At 41.6% G+C, this 22,155-nt stretch carries 20 protein-coding genes; 13 read left to right on the top strand and 7 right to left on the bottom strand.

Annotation, left to right across the window (positions count from 1 at the left end; all coding sequences use genetic code 11):
* Window positions 1–267 precede the first annotated feature (267 nt).
* Both IR083_RS17495 and IR083_RS17490 read left to right on the top strand, forming a co-directional pair.
* Window positions 268–1,728, top strand: a complete 1,461-nt coding sequence (locus IR083_RS17495; protein WP_006800288.1) for a tryptophanase — start codon at window positions 268–270, stop codon at window positions 1,726–1,728.
* A gap of 291 nt (window positions 1,729–2,019) precedes the next feature.
* Complete coding sequence (locus tag IR083_RS17490) at window positions 2,020–2,295, top strand: hypothetical protein (protein WP_194225262.1); 276 nt, start codon at window positions 2,020–2,022, stop codon at window positions 2,293–2,295.
* A 90-nt stretch (window positions 2,296–2,385) separates the two neighbouring features.
* Here the strand turns inward: IR083_RS17490 and IR083_RS17485 are convergent, their stop codons facing one another.
* From IR083_RS17485 to IR083_RS17470, 4 genes are all read right to left on the bottom strand, one after another.
* The gene (locus IR083_RS17485) at window positions 2,386–2,727 is read right to left on the bottom strand and encodes a hypothetical protein (RefSeq protein WP_194225261.1); all 342 of its coding nucleotides are present in this window, start codon (window positions 2,725–2,727) and stop codon (window positions 2,386–2,388) included.
* A 39-nt stretch (window positions 2,728–2,766) separates the two neighbouring features.
* Complete coding sequence (locus tag IR083_RS17480) at window positions 2,767–3,324, bottom strand: RNA polymerase sigma factor (protein WP_006800285.1); 558 nt, start codon at window positions 3,322–3,324, stop codon at window positions 2,767–2,769.
* Window positions 3,325–3,708 (bottom strand): DUF6249 domain-containing protein, encoded by a 384-nt coding sequence (locus tag IR083_RS17475; RefSeq protein WP_006800284.1) that lies wholly within the window; start codon window positions 3,706–3,708, stop codon window positions 3,325–3,327.
* A 245-nt stretch (window positions 3,709–3,953) separates the two neighbouring features.
* Window positions 3,954–4,613 (bottom strand): CPBP family intramembrane glutamic endopeptidase, encoded by a 660-nt coding sequence (locus tag IR083_RS17470; protein ID WP_006800283.1) that lies wholly within the window; start codon window positions 4,611–4,613, stop codon window positions 3,954–3,956.
* A gap of 378 nt (window positions 4,614–4,991) precedes the next feature.
* On the opposite strand from IR083_RS17470, the gene gltX reads away from it, so the two are divergent.
* The 9 genes from gltX (at window position 4,992) to trxA (ending at window position 15,546) form a co-directional block, all read left to right on the top strand.
* Window positions 4,992–6,503, top strand: a complete 1,512-nt coding sequence (gltX, locus tag IR083_RS17465) for a glutamate--tRNA ligase (RefSeq protein WP_194225260.1) — start codon at window positions 4,992–4,994, stop codon at window positions 6,501–6,503.
* Window positions 6,504–6,514: 11 nt separating this feature from the next.
* Entirely contained in the window at window positions 6,515–7,753 is a 1,239-nt protein-coding gene (locus IR083_RS17460; protein WP_194225259.1) for a 3-deoxy-D-manno-octulosonic acid transferase, read from the top strand.
* A 74-nt stretch (window positions 7,754–7,827) separates the two neighbouring features.
* Complete coding sequence (locus IR083_RS17455; protein ID WP_194225258.1) at window positions 7,828–9,915, top strand: HD family phosphohydrolase; 2,088 nt, start codon at window positions 7,828–7,830, stop codon at window positions 9,913–9,915.
* Window positions 9,916–9,946: 31 nt separating this feature from the next.
* The gene (locus IR083_RS17450) at window positions 9,947–11,134 is read left to right on the top strand and encodes an aminopeptidase C (RefSeq protein WP_194225257.1); all 1,188 of its coding nucleotides are present in this window, start codon (window positions 9,947–9,949) and stop codon (window positions 11,132–11,134) included.
* A 1-nt stretch (window position 11,135) separates the two neighbouring features.
* On the top strand, window positions 11,136–11,567 hold the full coding sequence (locus tag IR083_RS17445; RefSeq protein ID WP_194225256.1) for a Dabb family protein: 432 nt from the start codon (window positions 11,136–11,138) through the stop codon (window positions 11,565–11,567).
* A 172-nt stretch (window positions 11,568–11,739) separates the two neighbouring features.
* Window positions 11,740–12,099: a MarR family winged helix-turn-helix transcriptional regulator gene (locus tag IR083_RS17440; protein ID WP_194225255.1), complete on the top strand. Its 360-nt coding sequence runs from the start codon at window positions 11,740–11,742 to the stop codon at window positions 12,097–12,099.
* Window positions 12,100–12,224: 125 nt separating this feature from the next.
* On the top strand, window positions 12,225–14,666 hold the full coding sequence (locus tag IR083_RS17435) for an FAD-dependent oxidoreductase (protein ID WP_194225254.1): 2,442 nt from the start codon (window positions 12,225–12,227) through the stop codon (window positions 14,664–14,666).
* A 24-nt stretch (window positions 14,667–14,690) separates the two neighbouring features.
* Window positions 14,691–14,915, top strand: coding sequence for a DUF6132 family protein (locus IR083_RS17430; protein WP_194225253.1), 225 nt, complete (start codon window positions 14,691–14,693; stop codon window positions 14,913–14,915).
* A 157-nt stretch (window positions 14,916–15,072) separates the two neighbouring features.
* Window positions 15,073–15,546, top strand: coding sequence for a thioredoxin (trxA, locus tag IR083_RS17420; protein ID WP_006800273.1), 474 nt, complete (start codon window positions 15,073–15,075; stop codon window positions 15,544–15,546).
* A 188-nt stretch (window positions 15,547–15,734) separates the two neighbouring features.
* Here the strand turns inward: trxA and IR083_RS17415 are convergent, their stop codons facing one another.
* Window positions 15,735–16,331: a MarC family protein gene (locus IR083_RS17415; RefSeq protein WP_006800272.1), complete on the bottom strand. Its 597-nt coding sequence runs from the start codon at window positions 16,329–16,331 to the stop codon at window positions 15,735–15,737.
* A gap of 751 nt (window positions 16,332–17,082) precedes the next feature.
* Between IR083_RS17415 and IR083_RS17410 the strand changes: the two genes are divergently transcribed.
* Both IR083_RS17410 and IR083_RS17405 read left to right on the top strand, forming a co-directional pair.
* Window positions 17,083–19,023 carry an NAD(+) synthase gene (locus IR083_RS17410; protein ID WP_194225251.1) on the top strand — a complete coding sequence of 647 codons (1,941 nt, stop codon included), beginning with the start codon at window positions 17,083–17,085 and terminating at the stop codon, window positions 19,021–19,023.
* Between the two features lie 167 nt (window positions 19,024–19,190).
* The gene (locus IR083_RS17405) at window positions 19,191–19,745 is read left to right on the top strand and encodes an NAD(P)H-dependent oxidoreductase (RefSeq protein WP_006800269.1); all 555 of its coding nucleotides are present in this window, start codon (window positions 19,191–19,193) and stop codon (window positions 19,743–19,745) included.
* A gap of 59 nt (window positions 19,746–19,804) precedes the next feature.
* On the opposite strand, the gene IR083_RS17400 is transcribed toward IR083_RS17405, so the two are convergent.
* Window positions 19,805–20,788, bottom strand: a complete 984-nt coding sequence (locus tag IR083_RS17400; protein WP_194225250.1) for an alpha/beta hydrolase — start codon at window positions 20,786–20,788, stop codon at window positions 19,805–19,807.
* A gap of 125 nt (window positions 20,789–20,913) precedes the next feature.
* Entirely contained in the window at window positions 20,914–22,140 is a 1,227-nt protein-coding gene (locus tag IR083_RS17395; RefSeq protein WP_194225249.1) for an MFS transporter, read from the bottom strand.
* Between the last annotated feature and the right edge of the window lie 15 nt (window positions 22,141–22,155).

The following is a 22,155-nucleotide window of genomic DNA, read 5'->3' as shown; positions in this document are numbered from 1 at the left end:
TGCAGATTGATCTTTAGTCCTTTGATGTCTTGGAATAAACAATAAGCACACAGGTAGGCATGCTGCCGGTTTTTAACAGTAGAGATACTATCTTTCTGATTCTATAGCCTTCACAAGATGATTTATTATGAGTTAAATATTAACAAAAGGACAGCTAAAGTTTCTTGTTTTGTGAATTTTCATTATCTAATGTGCAATTCTGTTGCTTATTGAATAATTATTTATATCTTGCGTTATCTATTTTAACATACTATATAAACTAATATCATGTCAGACAATTCAACTAAAATTAAATTCTATGGTGGAGAAGATATTCCACTGGAGCTGCACAAGGTACGTGTAGTGCAAAAATTACATTTAGTTCCCATCGAACGCCGCTTGGAAGCGTTATGCGAAGCCGGGTTCAATACATTCAGACTAGATACGAAGGATGTATTCCTTGATATGCTTACCGATAGCGGAACAAACGCTATGAGCGACCGCCAAATGGGGGCCATGATGATTGCCGACGATGCCTATGCGGGTTCGCAGAGTTTTGTACGTTATCAAAAAGCCGTTGAAGATGTTCTCGGCAAGAAGTACCTTTTACCGGTACATCAGGGACGTGCTGCCGAAAATATTATCTCCAATGCTTTTATCCGTAAGGGCAGTATTGTGCCTATGAATTACCACTTCACAACGGCGATGGCGCACATAACCCAATATGGCGGTAAGATAGAAGAGCTGTTGTATGACGAAGCCTATGTGATAAACAGTAAACACCCTTTCAAAGGGAATATGAATCTGGAAAAGCTGGAGAAATGCATTACAAAGCATGGGGCGGCAAATATACCGTACATCCGTATGGAGGCCTCCACAAACCTGATTGGTGGTCAACCTTTTTCTATAGAGAATCTGCGGGGAGTTCGTGCTATCGCCGATAAATACGGAATCAAACTTGTATTGGATGCCAGCTTACTTGGCGAAAACGCCTGGTTGGTAAAACAGCGGGAGGAAGAATTTAAGAATAGTTCGATGGCTGAAATTATACTTTGTATGACAGGCCTTGCTGATCTTGTTTACTTCTCGGCCCGTAAATTAAGCTCATCCCGTGGAGGTGGTATCTGTACCAACAATCATGCGATATTCAAAGAACTGGAGCCTCTGGTCCCTCTGTTCGAAGGATTCCTTACTTATGGAGGTATGTCAGTCCGGGAAATAGAAGCGATAGCGGTGGGTTTGTACGAGACACTGGATGAAAGTATGATTTGCCAAAGCCCTCAATTTATCGCCTATTTAGTGAATGCGCTCGATGCCAAGGGTATCCCTGTGGTGACTCCTGCGGGAGTACTGGGCTGCCACGTGAACGCGATGGAAATCTGCTCTCACATTCCTCAGACGGAGTATCCGGCAGGATCGCTTGCCGCCGCATTCTTCCTTATTTCGGGAATTCGTGGTATGGAACGGGGTTCAGTTTCTAATCAGCGCGATGAATATGGCAATGAGACATATGCCGATATGGAGTTGCTGCGTCTGGCCGTTCCCCGCCGTGTATTCACCCTTTCTCAGATCAAATATGTGGAAGACCGTATGACCTGGCTCTATGAGAACCGCCATCTGATAGGAGGTCTCAGATTTGTCTACGAACCGCCTGTCCTCCGTTTCTTTATGGGTGGGCTTGAACCGGTGAGCGATTGGCCACAAAAACTACTGGAGAAATTTAAGGAGGATTTTGGAGATAGTTTATAAATATATATAGGAAAGGATTCGATAATTTTCGGGTCCTTTTTTATTGCTGACAATTTGATGCTAATAAACCTTAAATTAGTGAAAGTGTAAATAAAAGTGTAAAATCCGGATATATTTTTTGTTCTAAAACAAGCGCTGAGACACTATTTAAACGAAGTAAATAATCCTTAATAATCCTTACACATAGAGCCATTTTTTTTAACGCGGATTAACAGCGGCTAATCTGAAATCAGATATACATTTGCTCCGTATTTAAACAACATGTTTAACTTTTTTAATTGACAAAAAATTATGAAAAAGATTATTCTTTCAAGTGTTATGGCAATTGCATTAATTGCGTCTACTAGTGTTATGGCTCAAAATGTTACTCCAAAATCAGAAGCATCTAAAGTGAAAAAAGAAGCTAAGGCTGATGTAAAGGCTGCAGAAAAAACTGCAAAGAAAGAAACTAAAGTTCTAAAAAGCGATGCAAAGGCTGCAAAAGCTGATGTGAAATCAGATGCAAAGGCTGTTAAATCTGAAGTAAAATCTGAAGCAAAAAAAGTAAAAAGTGAAGTAAAAAAATAAACGAAAGAATACTTACATATTATAAAATACCTCACTAGTATACGTAAGGAAACGGCCTCGATTGATTGAGGCCGTTTTTATTTTTCGCTATTATTTAGCCTTATGTTTGCTGCGTCTGCGGTCGTCGTAAACCGAGATCATCCAAAACATGCTGCAAACAGAGGATATAAGTACTACCGGAACAAGGAAAGTAGCCGAGCTTAACCCGCTCTGTCCCGATGTCGAATACACAGCCATCCCTACAATGGCGATGAGTGCATACATAACACCGAAAGTGGTGAGCATATTTTTTATGACGGGACGCGCACTGATATTCTTTTTAGGGATCAGAGCCTTTTCCGTTTCTATCTGTTGCATGATTCTGTATTTCAGGCTCTCTCCGGCTTTCATCTTTGTGCCCGACAGAAGTTCCTTTATCTTGTCATCTTGCATATCGTTGTTTTTATTTATTCAAATATATAAAAAATTTTCTTAGGCACATTCATGCCTCATTAGTAGGTTTATGGTGTCGGCAAATCGTTTTCTTGCCCGGTGCAGCTTTACTTTAATATTTGCATCAGTCAGCCCCGTTATCTGTACAATGTCCTTTACCGAGTTGTCTTCAAGATAGTATAGGGTTAGTATCACAGCTTCATCTTTAGGTATGCGGTCCATCGCTTTATTGATAAGCTCTTTCCGCTCATTTTCTTCTACCTGAGCCATGGTGTCCATATCGGAATAAGAGTCGTTCATGTCGATTTGTTTATAATCCACAAATTCGGTGTTGTATATATTGCCTCTCGTCTCCGTGACGGCGGTGTTGTAAACAATACGGTAAAACCATGTAGAGAATTTACTGTCGGCCCTGAATGTATGCAAATTGTGAAAAGCTTTGACAAAGGCATTCTGCACTATATCTTCCGCGTCCTGCTTGTTTCCGCAGACACGGAAAGCTATGGTGATAGCCATGTCCTGATAGGTATCTACAAAGTAGCCGAAGGCGGCAGTATCCCCCTTCAGCACTTTGTGTATCTGTTGCTTTTCATTCATTTATTCAGCGTCGTCGTCAAATTCTTTTTTATCTTTCACCAGTATGTAAAATGTTACATAGGCTAATCCGAGGAACAATAGTATTCCGGAGGCAACTACCCAGAAAGCCTCGTCTTCTCCAAGTTCCATAACCCGCGATATGATAAGGGCTATAATAAGTCCCAGTGCAATGCCTACGCAAAGGATGCCGTTCCGTAATGATCTGTATTTGTTTGGAGTCGGCTTTGTCTGATCCGGTGGGATAATACCTTGTTTTATCAATTCCATGCGTTCTTTGTGTTTCGATGCAATTGATTTTAGTCCAAGGAACATACCGAAACCAATAGGGAGTGCTACTGAAGAAAGGATAGCTACAATTGGTATAATGTTGTGCATAAAGTCCATAATTTCTAATTTTTATATGGTTAATTAATCTGTTTCCGAATATATGACTACGTGCTGTTGCATTCGGTTACAAATTTTTGAAGATATTTTTCAGTAAAACTTATATTGTTTTGTAATCAATTGATTTGTAGTGTTTTATTTATTCTTATTTAAGGATAATATTTATTGCCGGTTAAAATCTAACAAGCCTGACGTTTTTTCGTTTTTACTTTTCCATAATATTGTGCCATTGTCAGTATAGAGTTCTACCTTCTTCCCATATTCAGTAAATCTAAGAATGCAGGCGCTGATAAACTGAGAAAATCAACCATGAAATGAGCAAAAATAGCCCATCTCAGGCTCCCTGTCTTTTTGTAAACTATTGCCCATATTATACCCATTATAAGTGTGGATGTAACGAGTTCCGGTCCTCTGAGCATGTTGGAGTTTAACCCGAATACAGCATGGTTAGCAGAGAAAACAACACTGGTATAGAATATAGATAGCCATTTATTCCAATTGTTTGTGTAATCTGACAAAAGGCCTCTCCAATAAAATTCTTCCAGCCATGGGTTTATTACTGCCAGTGCTATCCAGGGAAGCCATATTGTCCATACTGTCAGTAAATGTTTATTGAATATAAATATAGGCAGGCATATAAGTCCTGTTGAAAGTGCAAGTATAGTCCAGCCAATACCTCCCTGTGGTTTTTTTAGCCAGTTTTTCACCGAATTTATTCCTCCATATCTGAATATAAGGAAAGAAAATATACACCATTCTATAAGGATAACAGGAATAAAAGCCCATTTTCCGATCAGTTTTCCGAAAGAAAGAGCAACGATTATATTTATAAGAATAATAATGAAAGGGGATAAGATGATAATATTCCTGTCTTTCTTATAAAGGCTTATATTGCTGTTTTCCATATCGTATCACAATTGTATCGCACGAAGTTATGAAAATTCGATTTATATTTAGAACCTGTTTAAATTATTTTTTTTCTACCTCTCTCAGCCGTGTGAATCTTTTGATTTGTTCTTCTTCCAGTTCCTTATCCGCCGCCACTATTTCAGGATTATGTGTTCCGTCTGTTTTGTTAAAAGCTAGTCATCCTCGCGTCTTCTCTATAGGGGCGGTGGCAAAGGGGGTATTATTTGTTTATATACAGTTTATAAAAACTGAAGGCTAATCACTAATAGCTTTTTAGCATAGATAAATTGGTTTCAAAATCATAAATCAGATACAGCTAATTCGTTTTTCACTTATTTTATATACTTTTGTAGCCTTGATTTAAACTATAAGATATGTCTCAGAAAGTACGGGTACGCTTTGCACCCAGCCCTACAGGCCCATTGCATATTGGAGGTGTACGCACGGCATTATACAATTACCTGTTTGCTAAAAAGCACGGTGGAGACTTTGTTCTCCGTATCGAAGATACCGATTCGCAACGTTTTGTTCCCGGAGCCGAAGAGTATATAATAGAGGCTCTTACATGGCTCGGGCTAAAGTTTGATGAAGGGACGCATGTTGGCGGGGCTTATGCTCCATACCGCCAGTCGGACAGGAAAGAGGTATACCGTAAATATGTCGATGTATTATTGGACAAAGGTGCAGCGTATATTGCTTTCGATACACCGGAAGAACTTGAGTCAAAGCGCGCTGCCGTAGCCAATTTTCAATACGATGCATCTACACGTGGCGAAATGCGGAATTCCTTGACACTAAGCAGCGAAGAAGTACAGGCTCTGATCGATGGAGGTAATCAGTATGTTGTTCGCTTCAAAATAGAAGCTAATCAGGAAGTGCTTGTAAATGACATTATCCGTGGCGAAGTAAAATACAATTCTTCGGTGCTCGACGACAAAGTATTATTTAAGTCGGCCGATAACCTGCCTACATATCATCTGGCAAATATTGTCGATGACCATCTGATGGAAATCACCCACGTTATCCGTGGTGAAGAATGGTTGCCGTCGGCCCCTTTGCATGTGCTTTTATATAAAGCTTTCGGATGGGAGGCTACTATGCCGCAATTTGCCCATCTGCCATTATTGCTTAAACCCGAAGGAAACGGTAAATTGAGCAAGCGTGACGGAGACCGTCTGGGATTCCCCGTATTCCCGTTGGAGTGGAAAGACCCGAAAACAGGAGAGATTTCATCTGGCTACCGCGAAAGCGGTTATTTGCCCGAAGCCGTTATCAACTTTCTTGCACTCTTAGGCTGGAATCCGGGCAACGATCAGGAGATTATGTCTATGGATGAACTTGTACAGCTTTTCTCTCTTGAAAAATGTAGCAAGAGCGGAGCTAAATTCGATTATGAAAAAGGCAAGTGGTTCAACCATCAGTATATACAATTGCGCCCGAATGCCGAAATAGCTAATATATATTATCCCATTCTGGAGGAAAAAGGAGTTGATGTTACTCTCGGCTATGTAGAAACAGTCGTGGGACTGGTTAAAGAGCGGGTGAGCTTTGTGAAAGAATTATGGGACCAATCCTTCTTCTTTTTCGTTGCACCTGTTTCATACGATGAAAAGGTGGTGAAAAAACGCTGGAAAGAAGACTCTCCTGCGCAAATGGCCGAATTGATCGGTATATTGAAGGATATAGACGATTTTTCTGCGCACAGTCAGGAAGAAATTGTAAAAGCATGGATAGAATCGAAAGGTTACCATCTGGGGAATATTATGAATGCTTTCCGTCTGGCTGTTGTGGGCGAATCGAAAGGTCCGCATATGTTCGATATAACGGCTGCTATTGGTAAGGACGAGACTATCGTTCGTCTGCAAAAAGCGATTCAGGACCTTTAAAATTCGTAAACATGTTTTTTTATAATTTCGCCATATATCTGTATGCATTTATCGTTCGCATCATTTCCCCTTTCCACAAGAAGGCGAGAAAGATGATAGTAGGGCATAAGCAAACATATAAGGTACTCAAGGAAAAAGTTGACCCTGATGCAAAATATATATGGTTTCATGCTGCTTCGCTCGGTGAGTTTGAACAGGGTCGTCCGATAATAGAAGAAGTAAAACGTAAGAATCCTGAATATAAGATATTACTTACATTCTTTTCCCCGTCGGGATATGAAGTCCGTAAAGATTATCCACTGGCCGATATTGTTTGTTACCTGCCATTCGATAAGAGACGCAATGTAAAGAAGTTCTTGAAACTGGTAAAGCCCGAAATGGCAATATTTATCAAATACGAGTTCTGGTATAATTTTGTGAATACCCTTCACAAGCAGGGAATACCTATCTATATGGTTTCGGCTATCTTCCGTTCTTCACAGATCTTCTTCAAATGGTATGGAATGGATATGCGCAAATTGCTGAAAAAATATACATGCATCTGTGTGCAGGATACCAATTCGGCCGAATTGTTGCGGGATATAAAAGTGACAAATGTAGAAGTATGTGGCGATACCCGTTTCGACAGGGTACTCGATATAAAGCAACAGGCTAAACAGTTAAATATTGTCGAGGCATTTGCTAAGAAGGCCGCCGCCGAAAGTGAAAAAATATTGGTAGCAGGCAGTTCGTGGCCAAAAGATGAAGATGTGATTATGCCATACTTCAATATGACTACCGACCTGAAGATGATAATTGCGCCGCACGAAATAAATGAAGCTCACCTGAAATATATAGAGAGCAATCTTCAACGACCTTACATCCGTTATTCGAATGCCATACCTGAGATGATGGCCGATTATGATTGCCTTATCATCGACTGCATAGGCCTTTTGTCGTCCATTTACCGGTATGGGCAGGTTGCATATGTGGGAGGTGGCTTTGGTGTCGGCATACATAACGTACTTGAGGCTGCTGTATATGAAATTCCTGTGATATTTGGACCCAACTTCAAGAAATTCCGTGAAGCCCAGGGGCTTCGCGAACAGGGGGGAGGATATTCTATCGCTGATACCGAATCATTCAGAGGGTTGATGGACGAATTTCTCCAATATGACGAAACCCTCAGCGCTGCCGGAAAACATGCGGGAGATTATGTCCGTTCCAATAGTGGAGTCGTAGACAGGGTAATGAATGTACTGAAACTGTGAACTCTTCGTTTTCAGGTATATTTTTCTTCTAATAAAAAATATTCTTGTAGATTTGTATTCTAAACCATAGTGTTATGGCGCAAATTAATAAGATATTCAATTCCAAGATTAAGATACCTACCCCGGTTTTTTTTATAGTGACTATTCTGGTCATTTGGTATTTTTTGCCCCGTGAAGGCAAATATAAGTATTCATATACCGAGAACAGGCCCTGGCAATATGGTTTGCTGACTGCTCCGTTCAATTTTCATATCCATAAATCCGATAAGCAGGTACAAGCAGAAAAAGACAGCATAATGCGGTCTTATCAGCCATATTATTATACCGATCTTACCATATCAAAGAAGACAGTATCTCAGTTTTCGCAGGATGCTTTAGCGAAGAGTATCCCCTCAGAATATATAAGCTATGTGAACCGTAAACTCAACGAAGTATATAAGGCCGGTATAATATCCGCTGAGGATTATGATAAAGTTCAGCAACTGAACAAAAAACAACTGCAACTGGTAAATGATAATAATGTTGCCAGTACCCGCCATCTGGCATCTTTCTATACCCCTAAGCAGGCTTATGAGAAAATAATAAGTGATGCGCCATCCAGTGTAGATATAAGTCATTTGCGAGCTATCAACTTGAATGACTACCTGAATGTAAACGTGCTGTATGACGAAAAGATGTCGTCTAACGAGAAGGAAGAACTGCTCAAGCAGGTAGCATTATACGAGGGAGAAGTCCAATCGGGAGAAAAAATAATAGACCGGGGAGAGATCGTCGATGCCCGTACAAAGAATATACTTGATTCTTACAACCGGGAAGTAGAAAGCAAAGTAGGCACAAAGTCCAAGCCCGGCTGGCTGATGTTCGGAGAACTTGTCATGCTCTCTTTGCTGTTGATGTCGCTGATGGTGTATCTTAAGTTTTACAGGCTGCATGAGTATAACAACCGGAAGAATATCATTTTTATACTTATAATGGTCGGGATATTTCCCATTATCACCGGGCTGATGGCCGACACCAAGATGTTCAGCCTGATGTATCTGGTTCCCTTTGCCATCCCTACTATACTGATCCGTACATTTATCGATTCGCGGACAGCTATGACCACACATATGATTACCGTGCTCATTTGCTCCCTGATGCTTCCATTGGCCCAGATGGCACAATTTATCGTCATTCAGGTAATGATAGGATATATGTGTATATTCAGTCTGAGAAATCTTTCGGAGCGTTCTCAGCTCGTATATTGCTCCATTCTCATTTTGCTGACGTATGTGATTACATACACGGCCTGGATTCTCTGTACAGAAGGAGACCCTTCTCTCCTGATAGAGAACGGAAGAATGTATATTTATTTTTGTATCAACTTTGTATTTGTGTCTTTTGCATATTTACTGGTCTATATGTGTGAGCGGGTTTTCGGCTTCATTTCCGAAGTGAGCATGATAGAATTATCGAATACCAACAGGCCATTGTTACAGGAGTTGTCCGAAGTCGCGCCCGGAACATTCCAGCACTCGATGCAGGTATCGACACTGGTGGTGTCGGCGGCGCACCGTATAGGGGCTAATGCGACCCTTGTCCGTACAGGAGCGCTCTATCATGATATAGGGAAGATGGTGAATCCTATTTTCTTTACCGAAAATCAGGTTGAAGGTATCGATCCGCATGCCGGGCTTACAGAGAAGGAAAGCGCCCGCATTATCATCGGACATGTCGCGGAAGGGGTAAAGATTGCCAAAAAATATAACCTGCCGCAGCAGATTATCGATTTTATACAGACGCACCACGGAAAAGGGAAAGCAAAGTATTTCTATAATTCATATGTAAATAGTCATCCGGATGAAGAGGTGGATGAGGCCGATTTTACTTATCCGGGCCCTAATCCCTTTACCCGTGAAACCGCTTTGTTGATGATGGCCGATACCATAGAGGCCGCATCACGTAGCTTGAAGGATAACAGTAAAGAAGCAATAAGCGGACTAGTCAACAGACTTGTGGATTCGCAGGTGGCCGACGGGCTTTTCAAGAATGCGCCGATTACATTTAAAGATATAGAATTAGCGAAAGAAGTGTTTTCCGAAAAACTGGTAAGTATGCGTCATATGCGTGTAGCCTATCCCGAATTGAAGAAGCAGAATGACGAGACATTGATAGAACAATAAGGATTTTAATACTGTAAAAACTAAAATATAGATGAAAAAATTAGTAGTGTTATCAGCATTTGTTTTGCTGACATTGGGTATAAGTGCCCAAAGTGCCGGAAGTGGTTATCAGTTTTCGGTTGTGAAAGAAAACCCGATTACCTCTATCAAGAATCAGGGGAATAGTGGTACTTGCTGGAGTTTCTCAGGACTGGGTTTCCTCGAATCGGAAGTTATCCGCATGGGCAAGGGTGAGCACGATCTGTCGGAGATGTACATCGTGCGCCGTAATTATGCAGATAAGGCGGATAAATTTGTAAGGGTGGGAGGTAACCTGAATTTTGCTCAGGGAGGTTCTTTTGCCGATGTCGTAGAAACATTGAATGAGTACGGAGTTCTTCCGAACGAGGTTTATACCGGCCTTAACTACGGTGAGACAATGCACAAGCACGGGGAAGTCGAAGCCGGCCTTTCCGGATATGTGAAAGGTGTTAATGAAAATAAGAACAAGCGTATCTCCCCGGTATGGAAACAAGGATTGAATGGTATTCTCGATGCTTATTTCGGAACTGTTCCTCAAAATTTCCAATATCAGGGAAAATCATATACTGCCGGGTCGCTGCGTCAGTCTTTAGGTTTGGAGGCAAGTAATTATATCTCTCTTACCTCGTTTACCCATCATCCGTTCTATGCTCCGTTTGCACTTGAGATACCGGACAACTGGCGTTGGTCGCTTTCATACAACCTGCCAATAGATGAACTGATGCAAACTATCGATGATGCCTTGAATAACGGTTATACAGTGGCATGGGCTACCGATGTGAGCGAGATCGGTTTTACCCGTAACGGCCTGGCTGTTATTCCTGACGACGAGGCTCCTGAAAATGTAGGTTCGGACCAGGCACATTGGCTAGGCCTTTCTCAAACAGAGAAAAACAACCGTATAAAAGCTAAGATAGAAGAGGGACCTGTGAAAGAAAAAACAATTACACAGGAGATGCGTCAGATAGCATATGATAATCAGGAGACTACCGACGATCATGGTATGCAGATATATGGCATCGCTAAAGACCAGAATGGAAATAAGTATTATCTGGTAAAAAACTCTTGGGGTGAAGCTGGCGCATATAAAGGTATCTGGTATGCTTCGGAAGCTTTTGTAAAGTATAAGACAATGAGTGTAATGATACACAAAGATGCTTTACCAAAAGGAATAGCTAAGAAACTTACTCTCAAATAATATGATAATAAGAATAATAGGACTTCTGTTTATATCTTCTCTGTTTAGCGCATGTAACGGGTCTAAGCAGGAGAAAGAGGTGAGTGAAAACGTAGTCGTTGAACAATCCGGGACTTCGGCGAAACTTGAAAAAGGAAATATACGGCATACAGTCATGTTCAATCTGAAATATGGCGTGGATGCCCCCGAAACCGACAAGTTCTTACAAGACGGACAACGTATTTTAAGTGCTCTTCCTATGGTGAAAAACTTCGAAGTTTCCCGTCAGGTAAGCAGTAAGAATGAATATAAGTTCTATTTTTCGATGGTTTTCGATAATCAGGAAGCCTATAAGGCCTATAATGACCATCCTGAGCATGTGAAATTCGTAAAAGAACGCTGGGAAACTGAGGTCACAAATTTTCTGGAAGCGGATTTTGTTGCTGTTGAATAATCGGTTATCATATATAATATAGTTTGAAGAGGATGGGTATATATTCATCCTCTTTTTTATGAGAATCTTTTTAAACCTTTTTGTTCTGTATTAAAAAATACACTAAAATATTTTGCACATCCAAATAAAAATGTTTCCTTTGTAAATATTTCGTAATAGCAAATAAATAGAAATGGAACCAATTTGTAAATTAAAAGATATATATAAAGCTCTTTACAACTTCGAAAAGCGTTTTGCAGAAGCTAATGGTATCACCATCAATGAAGGGATGCTTCTTTGCTGCCTCAAAGACGGTAAGCCGAGGTCGGCTAACGAGCTGTGTGACTTTGTGGGATTGTCTAATTCGCGTGTGTCACGTGTTATTACCACGGTGGAGGACAAAGGGTATATAGTCCGTGAAATGGGAACTGCCGATAAACGCCAGATGATTTTTACATTGACGGACTCAGGGAAACAAAAAACAAAGGAAATGCAGGCGCAGGGAATGGATTTTTCGGAACTTACAGCTTTGATCTCAAAATTGCAGGAATAATCATTATGGAATTTCAAGATTTCAGGTTTCAAAATCTCATGATTACTTTTTTATCTTGAAATCCTTGAAATAATGAAATATTGAAACTTATTAATTGCTAATAGCAAATATTTATATCATAAATTATGAAAATACTTATAATAGGAGGAGTTGCCGGAGGGGCAACGGCGGCAGCAAGGCTCAGGCGTATGGATGAGGACGCGGAAATTATATTATTCGAGCGGGGTGAATATGTATCTTATGCCAATTGCGGGCTGCCATATTATATCGGCGGGACGATAAGCGAGCGTGACAGGTTGTTTGTGCAAACTGTGGATGGGTTTACCGGCCGGTTCAATATAGATATACGGGTAAAATCGGAAGTTACAGGCATCGGTACCAAAAGTAAAACAGTGACGGTGCATAACTTAACTACCGGAGACAGTTATATCGAAAGTTACGATAAGCTGATTGTCTCCACCGGGGCAGAACCGATTAAGCCGCCTCTGACAGGTTTGCATGACAGCCGGATATTCTCTTTGCGCAATGTGCCCGATATGGATAAGATAAAGGGCTATATAGATCAGCATAAGCCCAAAACCGCCGTTGTTATCGGTGGTGGTTTTATCGGTTTGGAAATGGTGGAAAACCTGCATGATGCAGGGATAAAGGTGTTTGTGGTCGAAAAAGGCAATCAGGTGATGGCACCTCTCGACTATGCAATGGCTGCTATAGTACATCAGCACTTGAAGCAAAAAGGCGTATCACTCTATCTTGAAGAAGGGGTGACAGGTTTTGAACCGGACGGAGATAGCCTGAAAGTCTTATTAGAAAAGGGTGTTGCGTTGGATGCCGATATGGTTATCCTTAGTATAGGTGTCCGCCCCGAAACAAAACTCGCCAAAGAGGCCGGACTCGAACTGGGTTCGCTCGGCGGTATTAAGGTTAACGACTATATGCAGACATCGGAAGAGGATGTGTATGCCTTAGGGGATGCAGTAGAAGTATTCAATCCCGTAATCGGCAAGTATGCTCTTATTCCCCTTGCCGGCCCTGCCAATAAGCAGGCGCGTATAGTAGCGGATAATATTCTCGAAAATAATAAATATAAGTATGCGGGCACAATAGGTACATCTATAGCCAAGGTATTCGACCTTGCGGTTGCCGCCACAGGGGCTTCGTCCAAATTGCTGGACAGGGAAAATATCTCTCATGTCACTTCCTATACACATGGTAGCTCGCATGCAGGGTATTATCCCGATGCATTGCCTCTGTCCGTGAAAATCAATTTTTCACCTGCCGACGGAAAGTTATTAGGCGCTCAGGTCGTAGGCTTCGACGGTGTGGATAAGCGCATCGACCTGTTTGCGCAAGTAATAAAAAAAGGTGGTACTATATACGATTTGCAGGAAGTGGAACATGCTTATGCTCCGCCTTATTCCTCGGCGAAAGATCCTGTTAATATGGCAGGCTTTGTAGCGGATAATATTCTGAAGAAGAAAGTAAATATCATTCAGTGGGATGAACTGAAAAAGCAGGATAAACGGGATGTATTTATTATCGATACCCGTACTGCGGAAGAACATCAGTTCGGACACATCGCCGGCTCGGTAAATATCCCTGTGGACGAGATACGCAGCCGCCTGCCGGAAATACCGAAAGATAAGAAGATAATATTATACTGCGCTGTCGGACTGCGTGGATACATTGCTTATCGCATTTTGACGCAACACGGATATAATGACATTTTCAATCTGTCGGGAGGATATAAGACTTATTCCTGCGCTACAGAAGATTATTCAGCTTTAAACAAGGTCAGTACATCCGGTAAAGAAGAAAATACACCTGTAATACAACAATTCTCCAATATGAAAACGATCGCGATAGATGCTTGCGGCTTGCAATGCCCCGGCCCGATAATGCAACTGAAAAAGAACTATGACCAAATAGAAGCGGGTGACCGTCTCGAAATAAAAGTGACGGACCAGGCTTTTGGTGAAGACCTTAATGGATGGAGCCGTATGGTGGGTGCTAAAGTTCTCGGCATGGAGAATTCAGGAGGAGTGATTACTGCTGTTGTGGAGAAACAACCCGTAGGTGAAAAGTCTGTTGCCCGTGGAGACAATAAAACGCTCATTGTTTTCAGCGATGACCTCGACCGTGCACTAGCATCTTTTGTCATAGCCAACGGAGCGGCGGCTTCGGGTAAGAAGGTAAGTATATTCTTTACATTCTGGGGGCTGAATGTGATAAAGAAGCTGAAAAAGCCAGCAGTAAAGAAAGACTTTATGGGTAAGATGTTCGGCCTAATGTTACCGTCGAGCAGTAAAAAACTAAGCCTTTCAAAAATGAATATGGGCGGAATGGGCAGCAAAATGATGCGTATGATAATGAAAGATAAGCGTATCGACAGTCTCGAAAGCCTGATGCAACAGGCAAAAGATAATGGTGTGGAGTTTATTGCCTGTTCCATGTCGATGGATGTAATGGGAATAAAGAAAGAGGAACTGATGGACGATATTACTATCGGTGGTGTGGCCGCCTATCTCGACAGGGCTGAGAATGCCAATGTGAATTTATTTATTTGAGAAATATTAAATTATCTTTGAGCAATGGACAAATTAATAACCATATTGAAACGAAACTGGACATATTTCGCCGGAGCCGCTTCCGGGGCTGTCACCGGTTATCTGTACTGGTACTTTATCGGATGCAGCAACGGTACATGTCCTATTACGGCTTCGCCTGTAAACAGTATGATCTGGGGAGCAGTGATGGGGAGCTTATTGTTCAGCCTTTTCAAAAAAGAAACAAAGAATGAGCAAGATAGTGAATAAATGGAGCATGCTGCCTGTCTATATTAAGGGCATGGTATTTGCGGTGCTTATAATATATATATTATCATCGTGTTGTGTTACAGGATACTGCCAGGCGGGTACTGCGGATTATGAACAGACAACAGAAGAAACAAACCAAAAATAACATAAGGAAGTTATGAAACATATTTTATTGATGCTGTTTATAGCCGGACTGACATTCAGTTCCTGCAACGGACAAACAAAAAACAATCAAACAAAAGAATCAACAAAAAAGGAGACTAAGATGAAAACGATACATTTAAATAAAATAGACTTTTTGAAAAAAGTAGCTAACTATGAGGCTAATCCGGGTGAGTTCAAATATCTGGGTGACAAACCCGCACTGATAGATTTTTATGCCGACTGGTGTGGCCCATGTAAAGCCATTGCTCCCGTACTGGAAGAACTGGCTGCTGAATATGACGGCGAAATTTATATCTATAAGATAAATACGGAGGAAGAACAGGAGCTTGCCGCTTTGTTCGGAATCAGAAGTATCCCGAGCCTGCTGTTTGTGCCTATGGGTGAGGAACAACCTCAGATGGCACAGGGCGCATTGCCTAAGCCTGCATTGAAAGAGGCGATTGATAAGGTGTTGTTGAAGAAATGATGTATTTGGGCAATGAGTAGTCGAAGTGGGATGCTAAAGCATTTTTGATTATTTTTTCCCTTGGAAAATAACACAAGCGATCTTCGGTTGCCCGCAGTAGAAAATAATTGAACAATTTGATCCAACAAGTAATTCTGATTAATAAAGAGAAGATCCCGTATTTCGAATGAAGTACGGGATCTTTTATTTTATTGCTGCAAGCTGTCCAGCAACGCATTGATATTTGCAGTAAATAATCTTACGGCGATTGCCATAACTATGACTCCGAAAAATTTGCGCAAGACGTATACTCCGCCTATACCCAATATTTTTTCCACTACATTGAGGTATCTAAGTACAAGGAATACGATTATCATATTCAGAAACAGGGCTATAATAATATTCGAGACATCATATTCTGCCCGCATAGACAACAATACGGTAAATGTACCGGGTCCGGCTATTAATGGAAAAACAATAGGAACAAGTGTTTTTGAGCCACCGGGAGCATCATTTTTGAAAACTTCCACGCCGAATATCATCTCTATAGATATGATAAAGATGACCAGTGCTCCGGCAACGGCAAAGGATGAAACATCGACATTGAATAATTTCAGTACCCAGTTTCCGATAAACAGAAAAGCTGTCATTATGATAAATGAATAGATAGCTGCCTGTAATGGATTAACATCCCGACCTTCCCCTTTGAAACTTAGAAATATAGGGATGGAGCCTGATACGTCGATTAAAACGAACAAGACTACAAATGCGCTTAAGATTTGCGTTAAACTGATATCGAATCCCATAATATTTACTTTTTTTAAGATATAACAAAGGTATATATTTTTGGTTCAAATGCATGAAGTTTTATTCTTTTTGTAGAAGTTTATCTATGTATATAGCCGATAGTGTTTAGCTGTTAGCCGATAGCTCTTTGAAAAAAATAATTAGCAAATTAGCATATTAGCAAATGGGTGAAATAGTGTAACCTTTGTTACCTTTTAATAAGTAGTAAGTATTGAGTACTAAGTTGAAAGTTATATGAGATACAAGTAAACAAGACACGAGATACAAGTTGCTGACTGATGACTGTTCACTGTAAAGCCACTTATGCGATAGCCTAAGCTAACGGCGAATAGCTATCAGCTAAAAGCTGAAACATGTGTTACATTTGTTACCTTTTTTAAGAGTTACAAATTACTGCGCCCTACGGGCAGTTACGAGTTACGAGGGAAAGAATTGGCTCCGCTGACCGGTGGTTCTTAATTTTTCATTCTTAATTCTTAATTGCTTTCGGTGTTACAAGTGTTACCTTTTGCGCCTTGGCATCTTTGGGAATGGCCTTTTAATTACGAACTATGTGTAGTAACGAAGACTTATTAAAAAAAGTGACAGATGAAAAATCTGTAAAAAGTGTCAACTTTGTCAACTTTTTTGAAAGAGTTATAAGTAAACAAGGTCTAAGTTGCTAACCTCTATTAGCTAAAAGCTAAAGAAACTAATAAGCAACATAAAAAAACTTTTGTAAGTTTGTGATTGTAAAAATACATTACTTATATGAATAACTACGGATTTGTCCGCGTTGCGGCAGCCAGTCCTTCGCTGAAGGTGGCGGATTGTGATTATAATACAGACGAGATACTTAAGCAAATAAATGAAGCGGAGAGTAAGGGTGTTTCAGTCATCGTATTTCCCGAACTGGGTATCACGGCCTACACTTGCGGCGACCTGTTCCTGCAAAGGCTGCTTCTCGAGGAAGCGGAGAAATCGCTGCAACGAATATGTGATGCTACACGCGACTTGTCAGTGACAGCCATTGTCGGTGTGCCGGTCGAAATATCAGGCAGGCTTTATAATATGGCGGTAGTTGTCGCTGCCGGGTATATTCATGGAGCAGTACCGAAAACTTTCCTTCCCAATTATAATGAGTTTTACGAAAAACGTTGGTTCTCGTCCTCGGAGGAATTGAAAGCGCAGTCGGCATCCCTCTGCGGACAGTGTGTACCTGTCGGCGTTAATTTGATATTCAAGATGTCCGGATTCAGCTTTGCCATAGAAATATGTGAAGATTTATGGACACCGATTCCTCCATCATGCGCGGCAGCGTTGAGCGGGGCTGAAGTTATATTCAACCTGTCGGCAAGTAATGAGACCACAGGAAAGCATGCATATCGCAAAGCATTGGTAAGCCAGCAATCGGCCCGTTGTATCGCCGGGTATGTCTATGCGGCCGCCGGAGCTGGAGAATCTACTACCGATATTATTTTTGCAGGCAGCAGTCTGATAGCCGAAAACGGGTCTGTACTGGCCGAAGCGGAACGTTTCTCATTCGACAGTCAGCTGATAGCGGCAGATATAGATATAGAACGGTTGAGGAATGACAGGCTGAGAAACAAATCGTTCTCATTATCAGAGTACAGGGTATTGGATAATATACAATTCGAAGAGATAGACATAGATATAAATAAGGAGGAAAAAGAATTTGCACTCAATCGCTATGTTTCGTCCACCCCCTTTGTTCCGGCACAAGATGCTACACTGGATGAACGCTGCGATGAGATCTTTTCCATGCAGGTGGGCGGTTTGGCAAAGAGGATGCTGCATGTGAATGGCAAGACTGCTGTGATAGGTGTGTCGGGCGGACTCGATTCAACCCTTGCATTACTGGTATTGGTGAAGACATTTGATAAACTGAGCCTGTCTCGCGAAGGTATCTATGGTATTACAATGCCGGGATTCGGAACTACCGACCGTACCTATACCAATGCCATAAAGCTGATGCGGTCATTGGGCGTTACTATTAAGGAGATATCGATAAAAGATGCGGTTGTTCAGCATTTCAAAGATATAGAGCATGATGCAGGTACACATGATATAACATACGAAAATTCACAGGCGCGCGAACGTACACAGATACTGATGGATTATGCCAATAAGGTGAATGGTTTGGTTATCGGTACAGGAGACCTTTCAGAGTTGGCTTTGGGCTGGTGTACTTACAATGGTGACCATATGTCTATGTATGCTGTGAATACAGGTGTTCCGAAAACATTGGTGCGTACTCTGGTGTCGTGGGTTGCTGAAACACAGATGGATCAGGAGTCAAAAATAATTCTGGAAGATGTGATGGATACACCTGTCAGCCCCGAATTGCTCCCTGCGGCAGAGGACGGGACAATAGCACAGAGAACTGAGGATGTGGTGGGACCTTATATTCTACACGATTTCTTTTTATATTATGTACTTCGTTTCGGTTTCTCTCCTGCTAAGATCTATTATCTGGCAAAACATGCTTTTAGTGGGCAGTATGAGAATGAAGTGATACTGAAATGGCTGCGGACATTTTTCTGGCGGTTCTTTTCCCAACAATTCAAACGCTCGTGTCTGCCGGATGGTCCGAAGGTGGGTTCAGTGAACCTGTCGCCACGGGGTGACTGGCGTATGCCGAGCGATGCAGCGGTGGCTTTGTGGATGAAGCAGTTGGATACATTGCATTGATTTGCTTCTGTGTAATGTCTGTAATGGTTTGCTTGTGAGTAATATAGGTGACTTTACCAGATAAAGCAAAATTTTTAATCAAATATTACATTGAAGATAACACTATTGAAAAAAAATGTATATTTGTAGAAGGAGAACTTCGCATTCTAATTCTAAAAAAATCACACATGGAACTGGAAAACAGAAATGAAAAGAATAAGGTTGTCATTCTATTGGCACACCCTGACTGGAACGAATCGGAAGCTAATAAAGCCTTGCTGGATGCCGTATATAATCCTGTCGATGTAGATTTGTACAACTTATATGGCGATAAGGAATATACAGTTACGGATTGGGCGAATATTATGGCCAAAGCATCATTTGTCATTTTTCAATTCCCTTTCTACTGGATGTCTGCACCTGCAAAACTAAAAGAGTGGCAGGACGAGGTGATGAATTCTTTAGCAAAGACTCCTGCAATTGCGGGTAAACCGTTTATGGTAGTTACAACGACCGGATGGAATCAGGAGGCATACAGGAGCGGAGGCAAGATAGGTTTTTCCGTCGATGAATTACTACGTCCCTATCAAGCTGGAGCTACATATGCAGGCATGGTATGGAAGACGCCTCTGGTTGTATATGGAATAGGTACGCCTAACTCTGCTAAGAATATTTCGATTGGAGTAGAGCAATATAAGACTATCGTGAATCAATTTATACAGACCTCGCAGGAGATCTGGTGATCTGATAATATAAACGGCTATTCAATCTGAACAGCCGTTTATATATAATATACGAATCTTTATTTCAGATATTTTTTCAGTGTCGCGGCGGATAACAGGATCAGGGCTTTTGTTTCCGGTGTATCGGCTAGCCCGTTGAGCATACCCCAGTCATGAATCGCACTATTGAACCGTACTGTAGTTACGTCCACACCGGCTTCATCAAGTTTCCGTCCGTAGGCTTCACCTTCATCTCTTAATATGTCGTTTTCGGCTACTTCGATAAGAGTAGGTGGCAAGTCTTTGAGTTGTTCTATGGACGCTAATAACGGGGACATATAAATACTCTTGGTATCTTCAGGTTTTGAGATGTATTGTCCTGCCATCCAGTCGAGAAGAGATGTAGTGAGAAACCTCTCTTTACCATACAATTTGAATGATTCATAATCGGTGCTTGCATCGGTGACAGGCCATAGAAGTATTTGTACCTTGATGTGGGGCCCGTTATTCTCTTTCGCTTTGATACTGGTAACAGTAGCCATGTTCCCTCCGGCACTATTCCCTACCACGGCGAGCCGTTTACCGTCTACATTGATTTCATCTCCGTGGGTTACAACCCACTTTGTTGCAGCATACACTTCGTTGACTGCCTGCGGAAATTTGGCTTCGGGTGATAATGAATAGTTTACAAAGACGGAAGCATATCCTGATTCTACCACCAAATCGCGTACCAGGCGCTGGTGTGTCGGATAATCGCCCAGTACCCATCCTCCGCCATGAATAAAGATGAACACGGGTAGTTTGTCCTTTACTCCTTTCGGACGTACGATGTTCAACTTGATTGTATATCCGTCCGCTGTGATTGTTTTTTCCGATTCGTCGATTCCCGACAAGTCTACCTTTACAGATGCTTGTGCTTCTACCAGTACATTGCGGGCATCGGGTACAGGCAGCGATTCTACCGGCTTGCCGGCGGCATTCAATACTTTAAGAAAAGCTTTGGTTTTCTTACTAAGATGCGGGTCCTCCAGGTAATTTAGAGGCTTTTTTATATCATTACTCATAGCCAATATAATTAAGGGGTTAATTATGTGAAGTAAACCTTTGTATTCAATTACAACATTTACTTTCGGCTATTAGTTTTATGATCCGGTTAAAGGGGCTATTTAATTACGTTAATTTAACGGATTCATTCTTTTACTCCCCTTGTGGTGTAGCCTAACCTTTTTATCGCCGGAACGAAGCTGGCAATTGCACCTATGGCAAGTGTTGCCACTCCAGCTATGATAAACGCGTTGAGTAACCCTATTCTTTCAGCAATAAATCCGGTGGCAAGTAATCCCGGTATCGTTGGCAGCAGGCTTATGCTATCGTATATGGAAAATACACGACCCAGTGCGGCCGGATCTATTTTAGTTTGCAGGATTACCGTAAAGGAACTCCAGTATATGGAGCCTGCTATCCCGCTGAGGGCAGTTAGTACGACAAATAAGGCAAAGCCTGATGTAGGCAATATACCCATAGCCCAGTATGTTATACCCAGCCCCATAGCTACAATGTTCATACTTAAAACCTTATTTGCGGTCTTCATGAATTTGAGGCTGAGAACTGCTCCCCCTATCAGCATGCCGATACCCCATGCTGTTTCTACCAGTCCCATCTGGTAGGCATTTCCACCGAAGTAACTTGTTGTCATTAATGGATAAAGAGCGGCGATAGGTACTATAAAGAATGTAATTCCTATTACCGAAACCATAAGATAGGTGATTCCCCTGTTCATGAACAAATGTCTGACACCTTCTTTCACTTCCAGCCATACATTAGGTTCAACGTCTTCTTTCTTTTCAGGATTCGGTATTTTGACAAATAATAATGATGTACAGGCTATTGCCGCCCCCAAAACGTCGAACATCATTACATAAGTCATGCTAAGGAGTGATATGAGTACAGCCCCCAGAGCCGGGCCTGCAATATTGCTGATAGACTGTATCATCTGATTTATCCCCGCAATGCGCATCAACTCGCTTTCGGGAGCCAACAATGGGACAGATGCCTGCATGGCGGGCATATGGAAGGCGCTGCCCGCCGAGCGTAATGCCAGCAGAAGATAGATGAGCCACAACGGGGTCATTTCCAAATAAAAAAGGAGACCTAATGCTGCCGAACAGAGAGCGACGAAGCTATCTGCTAGTATCATTGTGCGTTTTCTGTCCCAGCGGTCTACATATACCCCTGTGAACAAGCCGAGGATAATGAAAGGGAGCAGCACGGCAATCATGGCAGAGGCCAGGACTTCGGGCGAACCTGTTTTTATACTAAGCCAGAATACAACTGCGAAGCCTACTATAGAACTGGACAGTGTAGAGAAAAACTGTCCCGACCATATGATAATGAATGTTCTTTTCCAATTATTCATAAATGTAATTTACTC

It is taken from the genome of Dysgonomonas sp. GY75 (assembly GCF_015234155.1).
In the GTDB taxonomy this organism is placed as follows: Bacteria; Bacteroidota; Bacteroidia; order Bacteroidales; family Dysgonomonadaceae; genus Dysgonomonas; species Dysgonomonas gadei.
Note: the sequence above shows the minus strand (reverse complement) of the source record. Positions and strands in the feature narration are given on the sequence as shown.